Source organism: Spirosoma sp. (assembly GCF_026391055.1).
Lineage (GTDB): Bacteria > Bacteroidota > Bacteroidia > Cytophagales > Spirosomataceae > Spirosoma.
The window spans coordinates 172366-197567 of the sequence record NZ_JAPLET010000029.1 but is presented as its reverse complement, the minus strand read 5'-3'; the positions used below and the strand labels follow the sequence as shown (position 1 = coordinate 197567).

The 25202-nt window shown below is 50.7% G+C and carries 21 protein-coding genes; 7 read left to right on the top strand and 14 right to left on the bottom strand.

From position 1 onward, the window contains the following. The first annotated feature begins 35 nt into the window (after window positions 1-35). The 3 genes from NT073_RS28735 (at window position 36) to NT073_RS28725 (ending at window position 3419) form a co-directional block, all read left to right on the top strand. Window positions 36-1094 carry a sugar phosphate isomerase/epimerase family protein gene (locus tag NT073_RS28735; protein WP_297380913.1) on the top strand — a complete coding sequence of 353 codons (1059 nt, stop codon included), beginning with the start codon at window positions 36-38 and terminating at the stop codon, window positions 1092-1094. 75 nt (window positions 1095-1169) lie between these two features. Beyond that, window positions 1170-1955, top strand: a complete 786-nt coding sequence (locus tag NT073_RS28730) for a glucose 1-dehydrogenase (RefSeq protein ID WP_297380910.1) — start codon at window positions 1170-1172, stop codon at window positions 1953-1955. Between the two features lie 135 nt (window positions 1956-2090). Further along, window positions 2091-3419 (top strand): MFS transporter, encoded by a 1329-nt coding sequence (locus tag NT073_RS28725; RefSeq protein WP_297380908.1) that lies wholly within the window; start codon window positions 2091-2093, stop codon window positions 3417-3419. A 35-nt stretch (window positions 3420-3454) separates the two neighbouring features. Here NT073_RS28725 and NT073_RS28720 read toward each other — a convergent pair whose 3' ends face one another. The 6 genes from NT073_RS28720 to NT073_RS28695 all read right to left on the bottom strand — a co-directional run bounded on the left by NT073_RS28720 (window position 3455) and on the right by NT073_RS28695 (window position 13527). Then, window positions 3455-3775, bottom strand: coding sequence for a phosphoribosylaminoimidazole carboxylase (locus tag NT073_RS28720; RefSeq protein WP_297380906.1), 321 nt, complete (start codon window positions 3773-3775; stop codon window positions 3455-3457). Between the two features lie 98 nt (window positions 3776-3873). Beyond that, window positions 3874-6702: a M14 metallopeptidase family protein gene (locus NT073_RS28715; RefSeq protein WP_297380904.1), complete on the bottom strand. Its 2829-nt coding sequence runs from the start codon at window positions 6700-6702 to the stop codon at window positions 3874-3876. Between the two features lie 131 nt (window positions 6703-6833). Beyond that, on the bottom strand, window positions 6834-7460 hold the full coding sequence (locus NT073_RS28710; protein WP_297380902.1) for a hypothetical protein: 627 nt from the start codon (window positions 7458-7460) through the stop codon (window positions 6834-6836). 12 nt (window positions 7461-7472) lie between these two features. Next, on the bottom strand, window positions 7473-9071 hold the full coding sequence (locus tag NT073_RS28705; RefSeq protein ID WP_297380901.1) for a SusD/RagB family nutrient-binding outer membrane lipoprotein: 1599 nt from the start codon (window positions 9069-9071) through the stop codon (window positions 7473-7475). A 32-nt stretch (window positions 9072-9103) separates the two neighbouring features. Then, window positions 9104-12349 (bottom strand): SusC/RagA family TonB-linked outer membrane protein, encoded by a 3246-nt coding sequence (locus NT073_RS28700; RefSeq protein ID WP_297380899.1) that lies wholly within the window; start codon window positions 12347-12349, stop codon window positions 9104-9106. A 461-nt stretch (window positions 12350-12810) separates the two neighbouring features. Then, the gene (locus NT073_RS28695; protein ID WP_297380897.1) at window positions 12811-13527 is read right to left on the bottom strand and encodes a TetR/AcrR family transcriptional regulator; all 717 of its coding nucleotides are present in this window, start codon (window positions 13525-13527) and stop codon (window positions 12811-12813) included. A gap of 119 nt (window positions 13528-13646) precedes the next feature. On the opposite strand from NT073_RS28695, the gene NT073_RS28690 reads away from it, so the two are divergent. The 3 genes from NT073_RS28690 to NT073_RS28680 are packed head-to-tail and all read left to right on the top strand — an operon-like array spanning window position 13647 to window position 17456. Continuing rightward, window positions 13647-14651, top strand: coding sequence for an ABC transporter transmembrane domain-containing protein (locus tag NT073_RS28690; protein WP_297380894.1), 1005 nt, complete (start codon window positions 13647-13649; stop codon window positions 14649-14651). After that, window positions 14644-15996 (top strand): HlyD family efflux transporter periplasmic adaptor subunit, encoded by a 1353-nt coding sequence (locus tag NT073_RS28685; RefSeq protein WP_297380891.1) that lies wholly within the window; start codon window positions 14644-14646, stop codon window positions 15994-15996. The genes NT073_RS28690 and NT073_RS28685 overlap by 8 nt, the downstream gene beginning before the upstream one ends. Continuing rightward, on the top strand, window positions 15993-17456 hold the full coding sequence (locus tag NT073_RS28680; RefSeq protein WP_297380886.1) for a TolC family protein: 1464 nt from the start codon (window positions 15993-15995) through the stop codon (window positions 17454-17456). The genes NT073_RS28685 and NT073_RS28680 overlap by 4 nt, the downstream gene beginning before the upstream one ends. Window positions 17457-17538: 82 nt before the next feature. On the opposite strand, the gene NT073_RS28675 is transcribed toward NT073_RS28680, so the two are convergent. Genes NT073_RS28675 through NT073_RS28665 form a run of 3 tightly spaced genes read right to left on the bottom strand, consistent with a single transcriptional unit; the run spans window position 17539 to window position 19369 of the window. Then, window positions 17539-18318, bottom strand: a complete 780-nt coding sequence (locus NT073_RS28675) for a 3-hydroxyacyl-CoA dehydrogenase (RefSeq protein WP_297380883.1) — start codon at window positions 18316-18318, stop codon at window positions 17539-17541. A gap of 8 nt (window positions 18319-18326) precedes the next feature. Next, window positions 18327-19016: a YjjG family noncanonical pyrimidine nucleotidase gene (locus NT073_RS28670; RefSeq protein ID WP_297380880.1), complete on the bottom strand. Its 690-nt coding sequence runs from the start codon at window positions 19014-19016 to the stop codon at window positions 18327-18329. Between the two features lie 47 nt (window positions 19017-19063). Continuing rightward, on the bottom strand, window positions 19064-19369 hold the full coding sequence (locus NT073_RS28665) for a (2Fe-2S) ferredoxin domain-containing protein (RefSeq protein ID WP_297380877.1): 306 nt from the start codon (window positions 19367-19369) through the stop codon (window positions 19064-19066). Window positions 19370-19593: 224 nt separating this feature from the next. Between NT073_RS28665 and NT073_RS28660 the strand changes: the two genes are divergently transcribed. Beyond that, entirely contained in the window at window positions 19594-20133 is a 540-nt protein-coding gene (locus NT073_RS28660) for a sigma-70 family RNA polymerase sigma factor (RefSeq protein WP_297380875.1), read from the top strand. A 99-nt stretch (window positions 20134-20232) separates the two neighbouring features. Here the strand turns inward: NT073_RS28660 and NT073_RS28655 are convergent, their stop codons facing one another. The 5 genes from NT073_RS28655 to NT073_RS28635 form a co-directional block, all read right to left on the bottom strand. Then, complete coding sequence (locus NT073_RS28655) at window positions 20233-21690, bottom strand: Gfo/Idh/MocA family oxidoreductase (RefSeq protein ID WP_297380873.1); 1458 nt, start codon at window positions 21688-21690, stop codon at window positions 20233-20235. Window positions 21691-21835: 145 nt separating this feature from the next. Next, window positions 21836-22267 (bottom strand): DUF1810 domain-containing protein, encoded by a 432-nt coding sequence (locus NT073_RS28650; RefSeq protein ID WP_297380871.1) that lies wholly within the window; start codon window positions 22265-22267, stop codon window positions 21836-21838. A 290-nt stretch (window positions 22268-22557) separates the two neighbouring features. Continuing rightward, window positions 22558-23301, bottom strand: coding sequence for a hypothetical protein (locus tag NT073_RS28645; protein ID WP_297380869.1), 744 nt, complete (start codon window positions 23299-23301; stop codon window positions 22558-22560). Window positions 23302-24115: 814 nt separating this feature from the next. Continuing rightward, window positions 24116-24628 (bottom strand): OmpA family protein, encoded by a 513-nt coding sequence (locus tag NT073_RS28640; protein WP_297380867.1) that lies wholly within the window; start codon window positions 24626-24628, stop codon window positions 24116-24118. 217 nt (window positions 24629-24845) lie between these two features. Next, on the bottom strand, window positions 24846-25196 hold the full coding sequence (locus tag NT073_RS28635) for a hypothetical protein (protein WP_297380864.1): 351 nt from the start codon (window positions 25194-25196) through the stop codon (window positions 24846-24848). Between the last annotated feature and the right edge of the window lie 6 nt (window positions 25197-25202).

Sequence of the window (25202 nt, the reverse complement as noted above, 5' to 3'; positions counted from 1 at the left end):
CCCGGTTACCTGAACTCCTAACCTTCCTTACAGTAATGGAAAGACGAGATTTTTTACAAAACGCATCCCTTGGTGCCCTGGCGCTGTCGTTTCCGCAACTGCCAGCTTTTTTAAAAGACCGGCCAATGGGTATTGTGGTGCATTCGTACTGGAGCCGCTGGAACTCGAAAGCCGACAGCAAAAAGTATCCGGCCTTTACCAACGCCATTCAGTTGCTCGACCATTGCCACCAGTTGGGTGCCGGTGGGGTCCAGGTGATCGTAAACGGCTGGTCGACGGATTTTGCCAAAAAAGTACGCGATGAGCGCGAGAAATATGGCCTCTATCTGGAAGGCTCCATCGGTCTACCCAAAAAAGCGGAGGACGTCCCCAAATTTGAGCAGGATGTTATCAACGCCCGCGAAGCCGGAGCCCAGGTACTGCGAACGGTTTGTTCGACGGGCCGACGCTACGAAACCTACCACTCGCCCGCAGCTTTTGAGGAGTTAAAAAAAACTGCGTTGGCGTCGCTTCAACTGGCTGAGCCGGTGCTGCGCAAGTACAAAGTAAAGCTGGGTGTCGAAAACCACAAAGACTGGCGCGCCCCGGATCTGGTCAACCTGCTAAAGCAGGTCAACAGCGAATGGATTGGCGTAACGCTTGACTTTGGCAACAGCATGGCCCTGCTCGAAGACCCGATGGAAGTCGTTCAGACGTTGGCGCCGTATACCTTCAGCACCCACGTGAAAGACATGGCGGTGGAGGAATACGCCGATGGCTATCTGCTGTCGGAAGTACCCATGGGCAAAGGCATTCTGGATTTACCAAAGATGGTCGAGCTATGTAAAAAGCACAATCCGTCGGGTACTTTCAGCCTGGAAATGATCACCCGCGACCCGCTGGAAATTCCCTGCCTGACCAATGCCTATTGGGAAACGATGGGCAGCGTGCCCGGTTCCGATCTGGCACGTATGCTCCGCTTGGTGAAGCAACATAAATACCCCGGCGGCCTTCCAAGAGTTGCTCAGTTAAGTACCGATGAAAAGCTGGCCCTCGAAGAGGAAAACATTGTCGCCTGCATCAATTACAGCAAAGCGAAGCTGAGGCTGGTGTAGTCGCTTCAAACCTATAAGGTTTTCAAAACCTTATAGGTTTATGATTAAAAGCAATACAACCACAAACGATAAAAAATGAGTAAAGAACTACTTCCGGGCGTCCGTCTATTTGACCTTACCGGAAAATCAGCCATCATTACGGGTGGCTCCAAAGGATTAGGCTTAGCCATGGCGGCCGGACTGGCCTCGGCCGGTGCCAACATCATGCTGGTGAACCGCAACGCCGATGAAGGCGCAGCAGCCGCTCAGGAACTAGCTACCGATTATGGCGTAACAGCCTTGTCCTTCGCAGCGGACGTAGCGAACGCCGAACAGGCCGAAGCGATGGCACTTGCAGCTTTCGATGCCTTTGGCCGGATCGACATTTTGATCAATAGCGCCGGTATCAACATTCGCGGTCCCATTGACGAGCTTACCCCCGCCGAGTTCAGCAAGGTAATGGAAGTCAACGTAACGGGTACCTGGTTATGCTGCCGGGCTGTAACGCCCTACATGAAAAAAGATGGTCGGGGCCGCATCATCAATCTGGCGAGTACGCTGGGTTTAGTAGGTTTATCGAACCGGACTCCCTACACAGCCAGCAAAGGGGCCGTTGTGCAGATGACCCGCGCTCTGGCGCTGGAACTGGCCCCGTTCAACATCAACGTCAACGCCATTTGTCCCGGTCCCTTCCTCACCGAAATGAACCTTCCCATCGCCGATACAGAAGAAGGGCTCAAGTTTGTAGTAGGTGCCACGGCGCTGGGTCGCTGGGGTCAACTTCAGGAGATTCAGGGAGCCGCTATTTTTCTGGCCAGCGATGCCGGTTCGTACATGGTCGGCTCCATGCTAACCGTCGACGGCGGCTGGACGGCAAGGTAATTTTTTTGTCAAGGGTGGTCAGGAAGGGTCAGGTATTGTCAAGGATTTCCAATTCTAACCATTACCTGACCGCACTTGACCACCGCCTGACAAAACCTAACCATCCTTGACCACCCCTAACCAACACGTAAAGAAATGGAACAAGTAATCGGCAAAGACAAAAAGACACGGGTGCGCTATAGTATGCTGGCGCTCGTCTTTATCAACGTGGTCATCAACTACCTCGACCGGAGCAATATTTCGGTGGCGGGAACAGCGCTGAGTAAAGACATGAACCTATCGTCTGAACAGTTGGGGTTCATTTTCTCGGCCTTTGGCTGGACGTACGCCCTGCTGCAAATACCGGGTGGCCTCATAGCCGACCGCTTTGGCCCCCGAATTCTCTACGCGTTTTGTCTAATTACCTGGTCTTTGGCCACTGTTTGCCAGGGGTTTGTACGGGGATTTGCCGGCCTTTTTTCGCTTCGGCTAGCAACGGGCGCGTTTGAAGCACCTTCCTACCCCATCAACAACCGCATTGTTACAAGCTGGTTTCCCGAACACGAACGGGCTTCGTCCATTGCGTTGTATGTTTCGGGGCAGTTTATCGGCCTTGCGTTTTTAACACCCGTACTGACTTATATCCAGAGTCAGTTCGGGTGGCAGGGTTTGTTCGTATGTACCGGTATCGTTGGGCTGATCTGGGGTATAGTCTGGTACCTGTTCTACCGCGACCCACTCGACCATCCGAAGGTAAACGAAGCTGAGCTAACCTACATCGAAGAAGGGGGCGGCCTGTTCAGAGGTCGACAGGCAGGCACAAACAAAGCGTCTGTCTGGAGCTGGGTAAATGTGAAGCAGGTGTTCTCCTCCCGCACCTTATGGGGCGTTTACATCGGGCAGTTTGCCGTTAACTCTATGCTCTGGTTCTTCCTGACGTGGTTTCCAACGTATCTGGTCAAATACCGTGGACTGGATTTCATCAAATCGGGCTATCTGGCATCGGTACCTTTTCTGGCGGCCTGCGCGGGGCTGCTCCTTTCCGGCTTCGTTTCCGACAGACTGGTGAAGCAGGGAAAATCGGTAACGATGGCGCGGAAAGCCCCGATCATCATCGGTTTACTGCTGTCGATCAGCATTGTCGGGGCCAATTACACGAACGATACCGCACTGATCATCGCCTTTATGGCTTTGGCCTTCTTTGGCTCGGGCATGGCGTTGATCTCCTGGGTATTCGTTTCTATTTTATCACCCAAACATCTGATTGGCTTAACAGGTGGCGTGTTCAATTTCATGGGTAATCTGGCGTCCATCGTGGTGCCTATCGTGATCGGCTATCTGGCGAAGGACGGCGATTTCAAACCCGCACTCGTCTTCGTCGGAGCCCTGGGCCTGATTGGTGCCTGTTCCTATATTTTCCTGGTGGGCAAGATAGAGCGGGTTGTCACGCACGACCCACAGGAAGGCGTGTTTGCGGGAGAGTAAAGCAAAATACTATTTTTGAGCGATCGTCCCTACCATCAGTAAAAGATTGCCAGCCAGATCGTCTCCTCATCTTCTTTTGTCCAGGCCACCCGGTGCTTCAGGTGAGCGGGGATGTTGATGTGCATCCCCGGCAGCAGTTTAACGGGTTCGTCAATGCCGTCGATCTGAAGCATGGCTGCGCCCTTCACCAGCAGCACCCATTCGTGCTTGTCCTGGTCGTACCAGAACCCTTCGGGTGAAGTATGCCCTTTCGAGACGATACGTTCCAGCTTGAAAGCACCACCGGTGAGTATTTCGTCGAACAACTCCTCGGGTAACGAGCCGGGAATAGAAGCAAACAGATTACCGATTTCCATAAAGTAGCGTAGATTATTAAGCCCGAATGGCTCTATGCAGGAGCGTAAAAACGCACTACCCACACAGAGCCATTCGGGCTGTAAATGTAGCAAATTTGTTACTCCTGTCCTGCTACCGGAGCCACGGCCGACTGGCTACTCGAACCCGTGGTATACAGCTGATTGAACAGAAGCTTGAACGTACCGTGCGACTGCGCCCGGAACGTGATCTCAGGGCCGAACGCGTACAGCCTACCCGCACCAACGGGCGCTTCGAAAGCCGCTACACCGCCTTGCAAATACGACTGTCCCCACGCCCAGCCACTACGGAGTGGCTTACTGCTGTCGAACCAGGCCAGTGGTTTCACCAGTCCTTTGGCAATGGCATCGGGCGCAATTTTAAATACCGGACTGGCATCGAAATACACGTCGCTCTGGTTCGACATGCCCCAGGTAGCGTGCTGGGTCGAGTCCAGACTCACGCGCAATACACTACCGGGAATGTAGTATTTCTCGCCGGGCAAAGGCCGCTCGGCACCACTTGCCGTCATTTCCGTCAGGGCGTTTTTCACCGGTAAGCCTAGGTGATACGCCAGATTGGTGCTGCTGCCAATAGTAACCACCGTACCGCCCGCTTCCAGGAACGATTTTATCTGCGGCACCGACTTGGCTGCCGTGATTTTACCCAGCCACGGGCGGAATTCGGCGGGGGTATTTTCCACTTTCGCTTCAGAACCCATCAGGCTAAAGATATCCTCCTCTTTGCCGCCAACTGGCGGAATGGCGCGGGTTACGAAAACGATGACGTCGAATTTCTTCTTTAAATCACCCGCATCGATATCATTCGGATAGACGACTTTCATCGGAAAATGGTACTGCTCCATCATCCAGCGCACCCAACCCGACGGCATCGAACCCCCGTAGGTATCCCACAGGGCAATGCGCATGGGGGCCACTTTGGTCATCGACCCGGCTGGGCGCTTTGACAGACCCGTCACCAGGATGCCAAGGTCTTTCGCCGATTTGTCAAGCAACGATTTTGCCTTCGCCGATGCAGGAACGTAGAAAGCCCCAGCCTCAACGGTGGCTTTCTCGCCAACGCCGTTCGGAAGCCGATACACCTCAACGCCCGAAGCCAGCAGGTCATTGACCGCAATAAACGAGTTATTCGATTTGGCACTCAGTACATAACCGGCACCCGATGCCCCCGCAATAGCTCCTTCCGGCGACTGTAGTTCGCCATACGGCAGTTTCTTGAAAGGCCCATCGAAGCCATCCAGAATACGGTCGAATTTAACGTTCATCAGGTAAGCGAGTGTCCAGCCAGCGGCATCGTACGGACGAACCGGCGGGCCACCCGGATACTGGAAATCGTTGGGGTGATCCTGTGGCTCGAACATGTCCAGCAGGTGCGGCCGGAACGCCTGATCGGTCTTTACAACATACGAACCCGCCGGGTATTTTTTGCCCGCTACGGTGAAGTCGGCCGTTGCTTCCTGAATCTGGATGCCGGTTCGAATCAACGCGTTGATGAACTTAACGGCCGTAGCGAAATCAGGCTGATTTTTGGGAATAATATACCCGCGAGGATCGCGCAGAACGGGCGCTTTCATGATGGTATCATAATACTTCATGGGCATTCCCCCTCCTCTCGGAATCATACCGTACTGCGCCAGAGCCGCACTGGACGGCGGAACCACCTTTTTTGGGTCTTTATTGTACGCGTCTTCAATGGCGTCGATCCGCTTTGGCGAGAGCGCCCAGTAATCGCTGCTCCCCCGCTCGATGGAGTTTTTACCCATGCGGTAAATGTTGTACAACAGATGATCCGACTGACGGGCGGCATAATCGAGCACAGCATAATTCAGCGATACGGAATAGTCGATTGACTGCTTGAAGTACCACTTTTGTGGCGTGACCGGGAAAGGTGTGTTACCGTTCGGAATCAGGCGTTTGGGCACCAGGGGCACATCTTCCGGCGTTGGACCGCCGATGATTTCGGTGAGCAGGCCGATCATGTTGTGAAAGTGGGTGGTGGTCCGCAGCCCGCCATTATACCAGGTCGAGAAAACCGAGCCGCCCAGTCGGGTGAAGCCCGGTTTGTTTTCCGAGTTCAACCGGTTGATCATAGCGGCACCCAGCGCGTCGATACCCGTTACCATCATGGGATCGAACACGTAGTTGAATGGATCGCGGTACGGCGGCCCCGCCAGCACCGAACCCGCCGGGCCGCGCTGGTGGTGGTTGTACATGATCTGCGGAATCCAGTCAACGAACAGCTGACGAGCGATATTCTGCGTTTCTTTCATGTTGAGCATAAAGAAATCGCGGTTGTTGTCGTGTCCGATGTACTTCTGATACAGACGGGGAACGTTGTCGAGCGACCGTTTTTCGGGAGTGGCTTCGCGCATGTACCAGTTCGTTACCAGTTCCTGCCCATCAGGATTGGCGTGAGTGAGCAGGATAACGTCCTTATCCAGAATACGCATCGTTTCGGGGTCTTTCCGGCTTACCAACTGCCAGATCGTTTCGATAAGCTGGTGCGTCCCCACTGTTTCGGTGGCGTGGATGCCGCCATCGATCCAGACAATCGCTTTGCCTTCATCGGCCAGTGCGTGGGCCTGCTGATCGGTGAGGTTTTCGGCCCGCGCCAGCTTTTGGGAGATCTCCTGATAGCGAGTTAACTTCTTGAGGTTCTCCGGCGAGGACACGATCAGCATGTACTGGTGGCGACCTTCTTCGGTCATTCCAATATCCACGAGTTTGGCCCGGTCCGATGCAGCGGCTACTTTCTTAAAATAAGCCTCGGTTTGCGTATAGGTGGCGAGCTGATAGTTATCGCCGATGTTAAAGCCAAAATGCTCTTTTGGCGACGGGACAGTTTGTGCCCATGCTGTCGTCAGACTCAGCAACAGGGCAAGAAAGAATGTGCTGGATAAAAAACGCATTGAGTTAGGTTTGGGTTAGTGGTTATTAGTTGAGTGAGTGGAGTGGTTAATTGGTGGAGTAGTGTGGTGGGTGAACGTGAGTGGAGTAATAGATTAGTACTTGACTACTCCACTCACGTTCACCCACTACATTATTTCCTGCGGAAGCGAACGCCAACGCGGCAATCGCCGACTTCGCCACGGGCTTCGTCGCACACGTTTTCCTGATAGCCCGCAATCTGTCGTCCGTCGGCCAGGTTTAGAATAAATTTGAAAATGAAGTAATCATTCTGGGCAACAGTCGTCAGCGTCGTTTTGGTAAAGGCCGCCATTTGAGCCGCCGTTACGGTGAACGTTTTGGGGAACTGCGTTACTGTTTCGTACAGTTTATCGTTCGTTCCTACGCGGCTTGGTAACGGGAACTGGGTTACACTCGGGTAAAGTCCGCCTGGCTGCGACACCACGATCGGGTAAGCCGGGTTACCAGTAGCGGGGGCTTTGACAAAACCTAGATACACGTCAATTGACTTGACTTCCGCTTTTCCGAAGCCTTCCCAGGTTAGCGTGTATTCAAACACCTGACTTCCAAGATCAGCCGCACCCAAGTCAAAAAAGGACGTGTTAGATGTAGCGATAGTCGGCAGGGCCGACTTGCCGGTGTTTACAGCCACCAGCGGAACAGCGGTATACGCCCAGTTCTCCCAAACATAATCTTCTGTTTTACAGGAATCCAGGGCGACCAACAGAAGGAGAGAAAAATATAGTATGATCTTTTTCATGGTTGCGTCGGTTTACTTGTCCCAGAAAACGGGCGTTGTTTGCTGAGCGGTTTGAAGCTGGTCGGCTTTGTCGGAAATAGTTACGTTGGTCGATAGTTCCGTGATGGAGTAGGTTAGCCGGAGCGGAAACGTGTTCAATGGAGCAATCGGAGCCGGTAATACCGGTAATCCAGTCCGCCGGTAATCATTGTACGCTTCCATACCATTCCCGTAGAGGGCGATGTATTTCTGCGTCATGATGGCGTTCAGTTTTCCGGCCGCATCAGCCGCATCGTACTGAGCCGTGCGATTTGCCACAAAAGCCGTAATGGTAGCCGCAGGCAATACAGGTGCCGAATTGCCCGACGTGGTCGAAATTGTGTTGACACTATTTAGCTGAGCCGTGATACCATCCTGAAATAACTGTTTTGGATCACCGGTCGTACCCATCGTCAAGGCAGCTTCGGCCAGAATAAACTTCACCATGGCATTGGTAATGAACGGAAAAACGCCCGCGCCGGAGCCATCCAGGTTCGTGACAACCTTGGGGGCCGATGTAGCTCCTGAATTTGTGACGAACACATTGGTAGTCGGGATATTATTGATCGGGCTGTTATCGTACAGACCACCTGCCGGGTACACGCCCACGGTTGCTTTCAGGGCGTTATCATTGGGCGATGCGGTGGCATCGCCGGTATAACGGCCAAAATAACCGTTGCCCGTTGGGGTGAAGCCTACCGTATAGTTCGACGTCTGCCGGTAAAAGTAATACCGGATTCGGGGGTCGTCAGTATTGAACAGCCGCTCAATGAATCCCTGACTCATGTAGTAGCTTTTACCCGCCTGGTATTCGGCCCGGTGCCAGGGGTGCCGGTTGGCCGGGGTTTCTGTGGTGCCGAATCGAAAGGCAAAATCCTGCGCGTTGGTCGTAATAAGGGGGGCATTGCTGCTTAATAGGGCTGCTATTCCCGCCTTAGCCTTATCGGGCTGCACGAGCCTAATCTGATTAAACAGCTTTATTTTCAGCGAGTTACCCATGCGGATCCAGGCCGCTTTATCCCCTCTATAGATAATGTCGGCGGTGGTGGGCTGGATGGCGAAGTTCCCTTTGGCAGCATCGGCCAGTCCTTCGTCGATCAGGACAAAGAGTTTGTCGTAGATGGTGGCACCACTTTCGAAGGCCGGGTCGGAGATGGTATTGCCCTGCGTAGCATCCGTGTACGGAATGTCGCCCCACATATCCACCATGAGGCTGTAGATATAGGCTTTTTGCAGTTTGGCAATGGCTACATAATCCCAGCGTTGCAGGCGGGTTCCCTCCCGAATGATAATCTCAATATCATTCAATGTTTGGGTATACAGGGCATTCCACGATTGCTGGTAATCGGTACCATCCTGAAAATTACGGCTGGTGTTACTCGAGTACAGGTGCTGCATCACGATGGATGTGCCCTGATTTACATCCCGCAAACTACCCGCCATCGAAACTTGCGTAGCGGGTAGGAGCAACTCCAGAACCGGCGTAACCGGGTTGTTTGGGTCGGTATTGATGTCAACGAATTTGTTGCATGACCAGCTGATAAACAACAGGCCCACCAGAGAAAGACGTCGTATGGAAACTATAAATCGCATAGTTGGTATTCGAATGGGATTGATGAATAAAATCAGAAGCTGAACCGCAGGTTGACACCCAGACGGCGGGTTGTCGGTATACCAATGAAATCGAAGCCCTGTGAATTGCCGGCACCCAACGAGCTAACTTCGGGGTCGAAATTCAGGTACTTGGGAAAGTTGGGAGCCAGATACCACAGGTTGCGCCCACTGACGGATAGGAATGCACCGCCAAAGGGTGTTTTAGCCAGCCATTTCTTCGGGAACTGATACCCCAGCGATACTTCACGAAGCCGGAAAACGGTGGCGTCGAAGATATTCGTTTCGCCCGCGCCACCCGGACCAAAGCCGCCCGTGAAATAGTAATCCGCTACGGCAATACCGATGTTGTTAGGAATTTTTTTGCCTTCGCCATCCAGTAAAGGTTTCAGCGTGTTCACATCACCTAGCACACCCGGCCCAACCAGAATGGCCTCCCGCTCTTCAGTATCTTTAGTTGCGCCCCGGCTAAGCAGTTCATAGGCCGTAAAAGAATACATGTCGCCCCCTTTCTTCCAGTCAAACAAGGCGCTGAGCGTAAGTCCTTTGTAAGTAAAGGTATTGGTTATGCCAAGAATAAAATCTGGATTCGGGTTACCGATAGCGGCCGTTTTACCACTCAGAATCGGCTTCCCTGTATTCGGGTTGACCAGGATATTGCCCACCTCATCTCTGGCATACGTCGACCCGCGAATCTGTCCGTAGGGCTGACCGGCAATGTGTACGCTGCCTAGATCTGAGAAACCACCGTACGGTAGTTCTTTCAGCGCACCTATGTCCAGTACAATGTTACGGTTCATGGTAAAGGCCGACGAAATATCCCAGCTAAACCCGTTCTTGAGTTTTACGGGTGTTGCCGTCAGACCAATCTCGATACCTTCGTTAGACGAACGCCCCAGGTTAATTACCCGCTGCGTATACCCCGATGAGGGAGTAGCGTTGACCGTGAAAATCTGCGACGTACTGATCTTGTTGTAATAGGTGATATCCAGGCCAATCCGGTTATTAAAAAACTGCAATTCCGTACCCACCTCAAGCTCGGTAATGAACTCTGGCTTCAACTCTGAGTTAGCCAGCAAGTCTGATTCAGATAGTGTGCTTTGACCGCTGAACGGCGATGAGATTGACCCCGTGCCGGTGCCAACGCCCAGAACAGGATTGGCGATGTACACGGTTTGCGTCTGGTAAGGTGTAGCTTCATTACCTACCCGTGTGTACCCCGCCCGAAGCTTACCAAACGAAAGAACGTTTTTAGGCAGCTTCAACGCTTCGGTAAAGATCAGGGAAGCACTGGCCCCGCCATACAGGTAGCTCCGATTGCTGGCGGGCAGTGTAGACGAGACATCGTTACGGGCTACGAGGTTTAAAAACGCGTAGTTTTTGTAGTCAAGCGAAATATCCGTGAAGAACGCGAAGTAACGTTGCTTGAAGTTATTCCGGTTGTTAGGCAACACGCGGGGAATGGTCACGCTGGTGTTATTCAGCGAGTTGATGCCCCGAAAAATGATCCCATCGCCAAACACGACCTGTCGCTCGGTTACCCGCTGGTTAACGTTGTTACCCAGAATTACTTTCAGGCCAATGTTTTCCGAAAGGGGTTTCGTTGCCGTTACAAGCAGGGTGTTGTCCAGCTCCTGCCGATAGATATTGTCGTTCGTAATGTTGCCGTTCGGGAAGTAATCCCCGCCTTTTCCATTGACAACCACACGCCGGTCGGTATACGCATTGAACCCAACGGTATTCTGCACGTTCAGCCACGGCAGCGGATCAACACCCAACACAACGTTTCCGTAATACCGATCCACCTTACTAATCGTCGGACTGTTTTTGACCGACCAGTAAGGATTATCCGTACCAACGCGGTCATATACGTTGTTGCCGTTTAGCGGATTGGTATTTGGGTAGCCCGTCAGGTCGAAGCTGGTGGGCACGAACATCAGGATATCCATGATGGAACTACCGCTGCCATTGGCCGCCGTCACCTGCGGAGATACCTGTTCGGTGTTGACGTAGTTCAGGGCACCGCTCACGTAGAACTTGTTGTCCAGTTGGGCGTTACCACCAATGTTTATTCCGGTACGGGTAATCTGGTTCTCAGGCACTACACCCTGATTGCCCGTCCGGGAAAGGCCCACTGTAAAATTCCCCTTCGCCCCCCCTGTCGATACTGAGAGGGCGTTTTCAAAGACGTTTCCTGTCCGGAAGAAATTTTTGGCGTTACCCTGCGAATACGACTGGTAAGGTACCTGAATGGGTGTTATGCCATCGGCCTGATAAAACTGCGGAAATACCGTTGATGGGTAGCGGTTATTCGTCGTGAGCGGATGCGGAATGGTGGCCCGTGTTGGAATCAGGCTGGTGTAACCCGCGTAAGGAGGCCCCCACGAACCGAATACGCCACTCCGGTAATCGAAGTTTGTCCCCTGGCCGTACTTGGTTTGATATTCCGGCAAACCGGCTACCGTTTCTGTTGAATAGCCAGTACTATACGTAACCTCAAGCCCTTTTCGGCTGGTACTCTTACCAGCTTTTGTGGTCACAATAATTGCTCCGTTAGCCGCTCTGGAACCGTAAAGCGCTGCCGCAGCAGCACCTTTCAACACCGTCATGGTCAGGATGTTGTTCGGGTCCAGGTCGAAGGCCCGGTTAGTAACAGTCGAGCCACCCACGGTACCATCTGTACCACCAAAACTGGAATTATCAAAGGGTACTCCATCGACAACAAACAGGGGCTGGTTGTTATTGCCTAACGAGGAGTTTCCCCGAATAGTAATATTTGTTGCACCACCGGCGGCCCCACCCGACCCCTGTACATTGACACCCGCCACTTTACCGGTAAGTGCCCGGAGCGGGTCCGGTTCTGATCGCTGGGCCAGCTTGTTGGCATCCAGGGTTGATACTGAATAGCCGAGCGCATTTTTGTCTCGTTTTATACCCGCTGCCGTTACTACAACTTCACTTAGTTGCTTGGTATCGGCAATAAGCGACACATCAATAACTTGCTGATTACCAACAGACACCTCCTGTAGTTGAAAGCCGACAGACGAGAAAACCAGCGTTGCTGATTTGTCAGGAACATTTATCTGATAGGTACCCTGCGCATCGGTTACTGTACCCGCAGTACCACCTTTCACCGTCACGGTTGTGCCCGGGAGGGATTCTTTCCCATTAGCATCGCTCACTTTACCACGCACAACGCGCTGCTGGGCCACTGAAAGCAAAGGGAGTAAGCAGAGAAGTGCAAATAATCGTTCTTTCATGCAATTAGCGATAGAGAGTTTATACAAGAAAAACTATAACGTAGATTAAAGGACAATTATAAATTATTATATTTTACTAAGTATCAGATCTATAAAATAAAATTCCTTACAATAATTTTAATTAAATATATTATTCGTTCAATTATAGTTTATGTAGTAATTTATTCTACGTAAGGTCATAAGATTATATATAGGCAAACATGGCTACCCTAGCAGTTGGATAGCTTTCAGCATGAATACGCGAGCGTATGCGGAAGGACAGGGTAAAGCCAATAAAATTATTTTAACTAATTCAGTGTATTTTATAAATATTTATAGATTGTATCCATTCATTCTTATATTGCCTTCTCTAATCAATTTTTAGAAATTAGGTTGGTAGTATTCTTCACCGGCACTTCGAACTTCGAAAGCCGGTGATTTTTTATAGTGATCGGGGCAGCGGTATGAACTTATAATCTTGGTCAGAACGTATCTGTTTCGAGTGAGGAAAAGAGGAGATGCTGAAGAAAGCGCAGCAGACGCTCATCGTTTTCTGGCGAAGGCGTCTCGTTGGGTTTCGAACCAAAATCCGTTAACGACGGTAAATTTTGCATAAAAAATGCCTGATAATGAGCGGTTTCAATGATTGAACTGGCACGCGAGCGAGCAAACGGATAATCGGGACGGTACTCCAGAATAATACCGGCAATACGGCTGCACAAATCTTTATAGGGTTTGAAGAGTTGCTGCCGGTTATCCTCCGTAATGTGGCGTGTCAGGTAGGCTTTGCTAGCTTCACGAATAACGATGCCGTGCAGGGCCACAATGTCCAGTTCGTCGGCAACAGGTTGCGAGCTGAAAGAACTGACATCTTTGAGTAACAGCAACTTCAGCACCCGCTCCAGCTTCTCTCTGGGATCAGGCAGATTATTGGTCTGAAAAATAAGCTGGTATTCAAGCCATTGCCAATACCAGGCAACAACATAAACCAGCAAACGATGCTTATTTTCAAAATAACGATAGATACTGGCTTCTTTTGTGTTGATGCGATCAGCTAACTTACGAAATGTCATTTCTTCGAAGCCAATATCTGCCATCAAAAGGATACCTTGCCGAACTATTCGCCGACCTAATTCTGAGCTCTCTGGATCACGTAGAAATAACTTCTCGTTCATCCGCACCAGTACAGTGTATTCCATTTATCGAACGTAAACACCGCTGACATAAAAAACGGTAAGCAAAGAAACGAACTTTCAGACATAAAAGTTATGTTTGCATAACTGATAGTATTACTATCAAGAGATTAAACCTTTTTAATATGGCTTCAGTCACCTACCCGCAAGCCCAGCCTTCTCCACTGCAACGGCTATTCCGGCTGCTGGGCACGGAGAAAAAAGATATTGGCTACATCTACTTGTATGCGCTCGTAACCGGCGTAATTAGTTTGTCCTTGCCACTCGGTATTCAGGCCGTTTTTAATCTGGTTTCCGGTGGACTGGTTTTCAGCTCAGTGTATGTACTGATTGGCATGGTCGTACTAGGCGTCCTCATTACAGGCTTGCTACTGGTTGGTCAAATGACACTGGTCGAAGTGCTCCAACAGCGTATTTTTGCCAAAGCCGCTTTTGAATTTACCTATCGACTGCCCCGCATCGACCCCAAAGCTCTGTCGGATTATTACGCGCCTGAACTGATGAACCGCTTCTTCGATGTGCTCACCATTCAGAAAGGGCTGCCTAAACTGCTCATCGACCTGACGGCCGCTGCGGTACAGATTCTGTTCGGCATTATCCTGCTCTCATTTTACCACCCTGTCTTTCTGGCCTTTGGTTTGTTTACACTGGTGGCCATCGTGGCTATAAGCTGGATTTATGGCCCTTCTGGCTTGCGCACCAGCCTCAACGAATCGAAGTATAAATATAAGGTGGTGGCCTGGCTCGAAGATCTGGCCCGCGATCTGCCCCTGATCCGCCATCGGGAAGACTCGATGGAACCCATAGACCGTATGGACGACCTGGTAGCCAACTACGTAGCCTATCGATCGGCTCACTTCAAAGTATTGAAACGATTCTTCTACAGCGCCGTCGCCTTCAAGACCATCGTGACGGGGGGCCTGCTTATTTTAGGAACAACCCTGGTGGTAAGTCGGGAAATGTCGCTGGGTCAGTTTGTAGCCGCCGAACTCGTTATTGTTTTGATAACCAGCTCGGTCGAAAAGTTAATTTCTGGCATTGATACTGTGTTTGACTTGCTGACCGCCGTTGAAAAAATTGCAACCGTCACCGATTTACCTTTAGAAACAGATACAGAAACCCATGCTTAACATATCCAATCAGCGGGTTGACGAACAGCTGTTTAACCACTACCCGCTCAAGACCCTGCATACCTTACCCCAGCCCGATGCCGGTCGACGGCTGGGTCGCTGGATGCTGATCATCTTGTTCCTCAGCCTGGCGGTGCTGTTTTTACCCTGGCAACAGAACATTAACGGCGAGGGCAGTGTAACCGCACTAACCCCTCAGGACAGGCCACAAACGGTGCAGAATGCCATCGCGGGCCGAATTGAGCGTTGGAAAATTCAGGAAGGACAGGCCGTTCGGAAGGGCGATACCTTGCTGGTTATTTCCGAGATCAAAGACGACTATTTCGATCCCAACCTGCCCCAGCGACTGGATGAACAGCTGGACGCCAAGCAAGGCAGCCTGACAGCGACAGGGGCTAAAATTTCGGCGCTGGATGGGCAACTGGCGGCTCTACAGGCAGGCTTGCAGGTGAAGCTGGCTGCGGCACGTAACAAAGTACGGCAGAGCCAGTTCAAAGTCATCAGCGACAGCACCGATCTGATTGCCGTTCAGAAAAATTACCAGATTGCCCTCGACCGGCTTGAACGCTTCGAGAAAGGCTACCGCAATGGTCTCTTTTCGCTGACGGACCTGGAAACCCGCCGGTTGAAAGTTCAGGAAGATAACGCCAAAGTGATTGCCCAGGAAAATAAACTGAACGTATCCCGACAGGAGCTTATCAACTCCCGGCTCGACTTGAACACCATTCAGGCCGATTATCAGGAGAAAATAGCTAAAACGATGTCCGATCGTAGTTCAGCGGTTTCGTACCGGGCCGAAGCGGAAGGTGAGATTTCGAAACTACAGAATAAGATCAGCAGTGTCGATGTTCGGCGGGGTCTCTATGTCGTTCGTGCCCCGCAGGATGGCTTTGTAGTACGGTCAATGAAAGCCGGTATTGGGGAAATGATCAAAGAAGGTGAGTCGATCGCTACATTACAACCTGCTCACCCCTCAGTGGCCATTGAGTTATACGTCCGCCCCATGGATGTGCCGCTGATTCAGCGAGGCCGTACGGTGCGGCTCCAGTTTGACGGATGGCCTGCCATTCAGTTTTCGGGCTGGCCTTCTGTAGCTGTTGGTACGTTTGGCGGTGAAGTAGCCGTCATCGATGCGGTCAATAGTGTAAATGGCAAATATCGGCTTTTGGTGAAACCCAAAGTACAGAAAGGCGACCAGCCCTGGCCACAGCAACTTCGGGTGGGCTCGGGCGTTTATGGCTGGGTAATGCTCGACGATGTACCGATCTGGTATGAATTATGGCGGCAGTTGAACGGTTTCCCGCCGAGTTTGAAAGAGGAGCCCAAAGAAGAGAGCAAAAAATGAAGACGATTATATTCGGTTTAAGTCTGTTGATCAGTAGTCAGTTGAATTCGATCGCTAAAGCACAGCCAGCGGGAACATCCTCCTCTGACACAACCCTGTTTACAGCCGCCGATTTTTACCGGGTCGTTTTTAGCCATCACCCAATTGTTCGGCAGGCTGCCTTGCTAAACAGCGAAGCCCAGCAGGAAATCATGCAGGCCCGGGGAGCCTTTGACCCTAAGCTATTCTCAACCTACGACCGGAAAGAGTTTGGGCAGTCTTTGTATTACGACCAATGGCAATCTGGCCTGACGGTGCCGGTATTACCCGCCGGTATCGACGTCAAGTTAACCTACGACCGAAACATTGGTGAGTACCTCAACCCCGAGAACCGAGTGCCCGAAACCGGACTGGCAGCCCTAGGGATACGCGTTCCCGTTGGTCAGGGGCTGATCATTGACGCCCGACGCACTGCCCTGCGACAGGCCAGACTGGCCGTTAACCTGGCCGATGCCGAACGCCTTAAACTCATTAACAAAACCCTATTCGATGCAGCCAAAACCTATTGGGAATGGTACATGGCGTATCAGCAATACCGACTAATCCAGAACGGATATCAGGTAGCCGATACCCGCTTTCGGGCCATACAACAGCGGTCGTTGCTGGGCGATGCGGCAGCTATCGATACTACCGAAGCGCTCATTACGGCCCAGGACCGGCTGGTACAGTTCCAGCAGGCGGAGGTCAATCTGCAAAATGCCCGATTGCGGCTGAGCGTCTTTTTATGGAACAGTGCTGATGGTGGCACGCCCCAGCCGGTTGATCTGCTGCCTAACGTGGCGCCCCAGCCGGTCCCCAACGGCCGGCTCGACGAAGCAACGCTTCAGGCGTTGCTGGGCAAAGCCGCCGACCTGCACCCGGAGTTACTGAAACTAACGGCCAAAGGGCAGCAACTGGCGCTGGATGAGCGGTTTCAGCGGTCGCTGCTGCAACCGCAACTGGTAGTAAACGCCAATCTGCTGAGCCGGACGCCCGCAGCAGGCGTTGGTTACGACTGGGCAAGCTATTACGCCTTCAGGGCCGATAATCATAAAATCGGTGTGGACCTCACCTTTCCCCTCTTCCTGAGAAAAGAGCGGGGTAAGCTTCGGCAAATTCAAATCAAAAACCAGCAGGTTACCCTGGAACGGCAACAAACCAGCCGGGCCATCAGCAATGATGTTCAGGCTGCTTGGAACGAGCTAAAAGCCCTGGAGCGCCAGATCGATATACAGCAGCAGACCGTTAATAACCAACGGATTTTACTCAGCGCAGAACAGCAGAAATTCGACATCGGCGAGAGTTCTCTGTTTCTGGTCAATAGCCGGGAATCGAAGCTGATCGACTTGGAGATCAAGCTGGAAGAGCTACGTACCAAACAGCAGAAAGCGGTAGCCGCCCTGTGGTACGCAGCCGGAACAAACGCACTAATAAGTCAGTAAGTCGGTAAGTGGCTGACGCGTTCATATTGCTTTCGCGTTAGCCACTTACTGACTTACCGATTTAGTGCCCAACTAAAACCACTCACCTGGGTCCCATTCGAATGGCACCATCCAGCCGGATCACTTCACCATTCAGCATAGGGTTCTCGATGATGCTTTTCGTCAGCATCGCGTACTCACCCGGCCGCCCAAGGCGCGACGGGAACGGTACTTGCTGACCCAGCGACAGCCGCGCTTCTTCCGGTAAACTGGCCAGCAACGGTGTCTCGAACAAACCCGGCGCAATGGTCATGACCCGGATGCCGGACCGGGACAAATCACGGGCAATAGGCAGGGTCATGCCAACAATTCCCCCTTTAGAGGCAGCGTAAGCGGCCTGCCCGATCTGGCCGTCGTAAGCCGCTACAGACGCGGTATTGATAATGACTCCCCGCTCCCCTTCGGCATTGGGTGCGTTTGTTTCCATAGCCAGAGCCGCCAGCCGGATCACATTGAACGTACCAACCAGGTTAATGGAGATGACTTTCTGAAAGACTGACAGCGAATGGGCACCGTACACCCCTTCTACTTTACCCAACGTTTTGCGGGCTTCGGCCACTCCGGCGCAGTTGACGTTGATATGCAGCCCACCAAAGGTTTCGATGGCCAGGTTGATAGCGGCCTGTACGTCGGACTCATCCGTCACGTTGGTTTTATGAAACCGAACGGTTTCGCCCAGCTCTTCTGCCAGCGCCTGTCCACGGGACTCGTTCAAATCCAGAATAACCACATTGGCACCATTGGCAACCAGTAATCGGGTGGTAGCTTCGCCCAGGCCCGAAGCTCCTCCGGTAACGATGGCGGTTGAGTTAGTGAGTTGCATGACGTTTCTTATAAGATAGCCATTAATTCTTTCCAGTGGCGGATATCGTAGGTAGGCGGGTCGCTGACCGGCTGCCCCTGCGGGTTATAAAAAACGGTGTCCAGACCAACGCCTTTTGCTCCCAGAATATCGGCTTCGTAATTATCACCAATCATCAGGCTTTCCGACGGGTTGGTGCCGCTGATTTCCATGGCGTACTGAAACACCAGCGGATTTGGCTTTTTGGCATTCGCGTTCTCACTGGTGATCACATGCGTAAAATAATGCGCGATTTCGGCGCTATCCATTTTTACGGCCTGAATTTCGGCAAAGCCATTGGTAATAATGTGCATCGTATAGCGCCCGTTCAGGTGATCCAGCAACTCTTTGGCTGATTCCAGTAAATGAGGCTTGCGGGGCAGCAGCTTCAGATATTCCACGTTCATATCGGCATGAACAGCCGACTCATCGACCCCCATCGCCCGAAATACCAGCGGAAACCGGTGTTTTCGAATGTAGGTGTGTTCAATGAGATTCTTGTCGAAGTCGGCCCACAACTGCCGGTTTATTGCAACAAACTGTCGACTGAACTCCGCGGCAGATTCGATGCCCAGATCGGCCAGCCGAAATGTGTCATACAGCTCGGTAATACACTCGGCCGAGTTACGATCAAAGTCCCAGAGTGTATGGTCCAGGTCAAAAAACAAGTGTTTGTACATAAAGGACAAGCTGGCGCAGGTAGTTGCCTGCGCCAGGTATGTAGCTACTAAAAATCCAGCTTGAGCCGCTCTACGGGTTGATTGTTTACCAGATGGCTATCAACAATTTCAGCAACGTCGGAAAGCTGGACATTACCGTAGTACGTGCCCTCAGGGTATACAACCAGTGTTGGCCCGAAGGCGCAGGCATCCAGACAACCGGTGCGCTGTGCCCGCATTTCTTTTAGCAGACCACGCTCGGCGAGGGCCGCTTTGAATGCGTCGACCAGTTCATTACCGTGGGCTTCACCGCATGACTTCTTGGGAGCTACTTTCTGGTTGTTGCAGATGAAAACGTGCTTTTTGTATTTCATAAACTTAGTTAAATCGATACCCAAAGGTAACAAGAACCAACACAACGACCATTCCATTCGATACCTTCCTTGTTCAGGGATTTCCTACCGAATAAAAAATTAAAAAAACTAAATAAATAACATGCTGTTATTGATTAGCCTTTTACCAGCCCGGGTGTTTACGAACGGCTGGCTAATCGTCAATTATTGCATCATCAGCAAACACCACCTACTCTCCCTCACCTATGGTTAGCGAAATTCCATTCCTTAAGGAGCCCAACGTACCCGGACTGCCTAACGGCAGGAATTCACTTGATTTTGCAACCCTATACGACCGATATGCCCCGGCTTTGCTTGGCGTGATCACCCGGATTGTTTCGGACAACGAGCTGGCTGTTGAGCTGCTGGCGACAACGTTTATCAAAGCCCGTTCTGAAATAAGTACTTACCGGCCCGAAAAGCAACCCATATTCAGCTGGCTGTTGGTTGTAGCGCGACGTATAGGCCTGGATGCACTTAGGGAGCAGGCTCAATCGTCCACGCGGTCTGTACAGTTGACATCAAGCGGGAAAGTGATCGCTCTCCCGACAAACGGGCCTAAAGTACTGGTCAGGTCAGCAGCGAAAGAAACCAATTCTAAACTGACCGAACTCCTTGACTCGGTTCTTTTCAACAACTGTACGCCCGAAGAAGCCGCCCGTACCCTCGGCCTCCCCGTCGAAACGGCGCGTCAGCAGCTACGCCAGGCCCTAAAGCAGCTACGGTCCACCCAGCAAGCCTCATAAAAACAGTGAGAGTTGGTTTGGTGTAGGGGCCATATTTCAGCTATACGGCCCCTACACCAAACCAACTCCCGCACGTAAACTCATTCGTATCGATATCCCTTACGATTTTTTCGTCGATGCCTTTGCCGACGTTACCGGCTTCTTTTTAGTAGACGTTGCGCTGGCTGCAAGATTTTTCTGCGTCATCGTAATAGGGTCCCAATGCACTACTTTCTGCTCAAAGAAACTTTCGTTACAGGCCAGTACTGGCGCGGCAGCCCGGAAACCAAATACGGGGTCTTCAACCGTACCCTGACTACCCTTACGAACGTTATCGAAAAAGTCGCCGAAGTGTTTGGCGTGGGCATCGTCGTTTTTAGGCGCTTCGAACCTGATCTCTTTCACCGGATCGGCTTTGCGGGTATCCGGTGGGTAGAGGCTATCGTACCGCTTCACAAATTCCTGCTGAACGGGCTCCGTGAATGTAAAGAAACTGTCGTAACCGCCGTAGCCGGGAGCCGTTGGCAGTTTCTTTTTGGTCATAATAAGGTTGTTCTCCGAAAATTCAATCTGTCCTTCGTTCCCGATGATGCGAGTTACGTCGTTGATTTTGCCCGCATTGGCAAAATTGACCCGCAGCACCATCTGGAACGCTTCGTGCTGGTCGGTTTTGGGATAATCCATGATACATGCCATAATATCGGGCACATCACGTCCATCTTTCCAGTAAGCCAGATTCCCCGACGAATAGATCCGGGTGGGGCCCATTGTGTTTGTTACGAAGTGAACGCCCGTAATGAGGTGTATGAATAAATCACCCGCTACTCCCGTACCATAATCTTTGTAGTTTCTCCAGCGGAAGAACCGCTTTTCGTCGAAAGGCCGCTTGGGGGCATCGCCCAGAAACCGGTCCCAGTCCAGCGTTTGCGTCGATGCATCGGGCGGAATCGAGTACTGCCACGCACCAATGGCGTTGAAGCGGTCGTTGTTGGATTCGATGTAGTTGATCTGCCCGATTTCGCCCGCTTCAACCAGCCGTTTGGCTTCTTTAAACGACGCACTGCTGATGCGCTGGCTACCCACCTGCATCGTCTTACCAGACTTTTTCCAGGCATCGATCACCGCTTTGCCTTCGTTGAGGTGCTGCACCATCGGTTTCTCGCAGTAGACGTGCTTACCTGCCTTGAGCGCGGCAATGGTGATGTGGTCGTGCCAGTGGTCTGGCGTAACAACCAGTACTGCATCGATATCCGGCCGGGCCAGTATTTCGCGGTGATCGCGGGTTGTGAACAATTCTTTGTCCTTTCCGTAGGCCGTCTTGGCGTGTTCAAGCCGACCATTGTATAAATCGGCAACGGCAACGAGCTCGACATCGGGGTTGCGCAAAGCAGCCTGCGTATCGAAATTGCCCTGAATACCCATACCAATAGTGGCAAATCGAATCTTGTCGTTCGGGCTGATCTTCATCAGATTCGGAATGTAAGCCGGAGCGCCAAATGGTTTGGCAACTGCCTCCGTAGCGATTACTGCCGAAGCGGCCGACAAGCTTTTTATAAATGTTCGTCTGTTGGACTGCATAGGAAATGCATGGTTTCAAGTATAGCGGGTAAAGGGAATTTAGCGTAGATTTTACCCCATCACAGCCCGCTCCACTCGAGTTTCTGATGCTTCGATACGAACTTCTTCGCCCTTATTTGTCTTTCTGGCTATGCTTTTAATGGGTTTACTGCCCGTTTTTCAGAATAGCCAGCGTTCGGGAATCGGGAATACCGGCATAGTATTTATCCAGAACGGCCTGAAATACGGGATCGGTTGGCGTCAACGCCCCGAACAGCGTCATGCAGGAGCTTAATTTTACATCGTCCGGGCTTCCCAGAATCTGATGGGCGGTTTTTCCGTCAACAGTCAGCAATGCCTTCGAAATTTCCCGTAGCCGACTCCCTAACACCGGATGCGTCAGGTACGCATTGGCCTCATCCACATCCTGTATCGAATAAAATTTTGCGGTTTCACTAAAGCCCAGGCCCGCAATCTGGGGGAAAATATACCACATCCAGTGGCTTTGTTTCCGTCCGTTCTTTATTTCAGTTAATGCTCTGGCGTAGTCGTTCTCCTGAGCGTCTAAAAATCGCGTTAGGTTAGGTTCATGTGTCATATCAGTTCGATTTAACGTTGTCTAATGAGGTTTCAGTCTTCTGGTTAATCAACCAGTCAGGAACAGCCTGTCAAAAATGGGGCAAACACCATCTTTTTGCCACCATTCTAGTATTCAGACAGCTTATTATTGCCATGATGAAGGGGCAACCTTTTAGTCTGGCTCAGACAAAAAAAAGCCCCGGTGGGCGTTCGCTTACCGGGGCAGAAGTCATGTAACAGTCTATAAACGCCGTAAAAACCCTTTTATTGTGCAGCGTGAGACGAAAGAGGTTTTATTTTTCACTTTATTTACCTTCTACTGTCAATTAAGGTTTTTTGCATTGACTGACTGTATGTCTGCTCCCAACTTCGAAGCCGGGGCGGAATCCTTCCTTTAAATGCATCCAGACCGGGTCCTTCCCGATGAATGGTTACCTTACCTGACTCGAAACCGAATATAGGATACGATCCTTTTTCGCCTGTCAACTGCGTAGCGGTGATAAAGAGATCGATCCCTCTGGTTTTAGCAAAACAATAGGCTTTATCATAGTCCGTAATGGACCCCTCCGGATCTCCGCTCAGGTTACAGCTAGTGCATAAAGGGGCACAGTAATCTCGGTGATTCCACATACCTTCCGACGATGATGCAGCGAAAGACTCCTCTATACGCCTGAACATCCTGCCATAAATACCGTCCAGTAATAAGCCCTGATGCGTACCATTGCGAATCGTCTTTGACTGAAACGTCTCCTGATCAAATTGTAAGCGAATAAAACTTCCCGTGAGCGCCGTGAAGTGCTCGCAACGGGTGAATTCATGGGGCAAGGTGCCAGGCTGGGCCTGTGTAATAAATTGCTCTAAGCTGCCAATGGCGGTTCCATAGTTTTTACCTGATAGGCGTTCTTTTGTGGCATCCAACTGGCTAGCCCCCTTCGACGTTGGTGCAGCAAGCAGAACAAAAACAGATGGAAACTGGACAAGAATAGGCCGCTGATGTATTACGTCGGTAGCTAGATCGAGGGTAGCAGGGTCGCTGATGGGCAGAATAGTCATAGCTCACTTTGTATCATTACTGGTTTTCCAATATTTGGAATCAGGTCAGTCTTCTGCCAAAGTATCCATAACCACCGGATGGCAGGCCGCTATTCTTAAACCATTTGGTAAGTAGCTCCTATCAACCGAATTAGGTTGACCTTCAGCGAATAAAATGCCCTCAATTACAGCAAAGTAACTGAATTACAATAACTTACAGAAGAGCATAAATACGCTTTCTTACACGTATAAGTACTTGAACATAATATTATAAATAAATACAATAGATCGTGCCCCAAAATGATTAGGCTATAAACGATTAAAAAAATTCCAGATAAATAGAAAATATCGTATACTAATTAGTGTTATTGGATACTTAAATTCCTTCTTTTTTCTCTTTGACTAAATTTAGTAACCCAAAATACTGGCTAACAGCCGACCAAAGTCTATTTTTTGGCCTTTTATTCCATTTTATGGAACAAGATCTCTTAAAAAGAGACTCCTGACTGCAAAAAAGCAGTCAGGAGCCGTTCAATGAAAAAATTTTTTTATGCTGACTATCAGATCTTTATAAAAAAATTGCTGATCAGCAACTCGTTTTAGCATCCACTGTCTATCAATTCTGGCCCGCTAGAAAAAACTGGCCTCATAATTGTTAAACAGCTATTAACATATTAGATCATATTATGGTGAAAGAGTTTTTCTATTAGAGAAACTCTTTTTTGTTTTACAGCGAAGCCAACCGACACATTAACTAGTGAACTTCCCAACAAGTTTTGTTATCCCCTCCCAATTTTATTATTAATTAGCCAACGGTCTTGTTACTGCTTGCTCTCTATTGTTCCTTGGGCAGTAGTTGAACAACGACTCGCCTACCAATGGTGTTTACACCCTCCGAATCAGTTGTGGTGGCTTTTTTATCGGACCCCTCCCAATTGGCTATGATCTGGTCTTTGCGTACACCACGCTGCGCCAAATAACCTCCGACCGCTTTGGCCCGGTGTTCGGCCAAAGCCAGGTTCAGTTCACGCTTCCCTATGGTATCGGTATAGCCCGTTACTGTGGCTATCAGTGCAGGTTGTTCTACCAACACCTGAGCCAATGAATCGAGGGTTGTCTTCACGCCAGGCCGAAGCGCAGGACTACTTTGATCAAAATACAGTATGGTAATGCTTAATGGCAGTAAAGCACCGGTTTGAGGTCGTACCTGAGCGATAGCGTCGGTACAGGAGCAAATCATTATACCCAGCAGACAACCAATCAGACGGCCGATTCTTTCAGGCCGAGCAATACGTAACGACGTTTTCAGCAGCCGAATTAACCAGTGGTCTATTTTTAAAAAGAGCATACCAATTGTCAGAATGGGCGATAACCGGGAGAATGGCCCTAAAGCCCATCTGCAAAGAACAAAAAAATCAACATTTATATAGTCCCTATAATCAATTTAGGATGACTGCCTGACTGTAGAATACAAAATTCACAACAACGGCTACGTATATACGCGCCTGTGTGTCAGCCCTAATCTGACAATACATGAGCGCCATATCGGCGACCTGACATGTTGGCTAGGTTTCCGAATTCTTTTTTCTTCCGGTACTCACTTTTTTCCTGGGTGGAGTTGCGACAACCTTAATACACATATCCATTCCTTCTACGTGTAGATAATAAGCATCATTTTCCTGATAGATATAGGCATAAGCTTTATTGAAGTAATGGTAGAGATACTGATCTTCATCCTGTCGCCACCGCCCCCCCTCTCTGAATTCAAAGAAGGTGGTTCTGTTCCTAAACCCGCGAAATGCCCCTCTTAAAAAGCCTTCTTCAATAATTTTCTTTTCACTTTGACGCGCAGAATCAGTATCCGGTTGCTTAACCGGAGAAGATTTCGTTTTTAGTCTGACTTTCTTGTAGACCATGGTTAG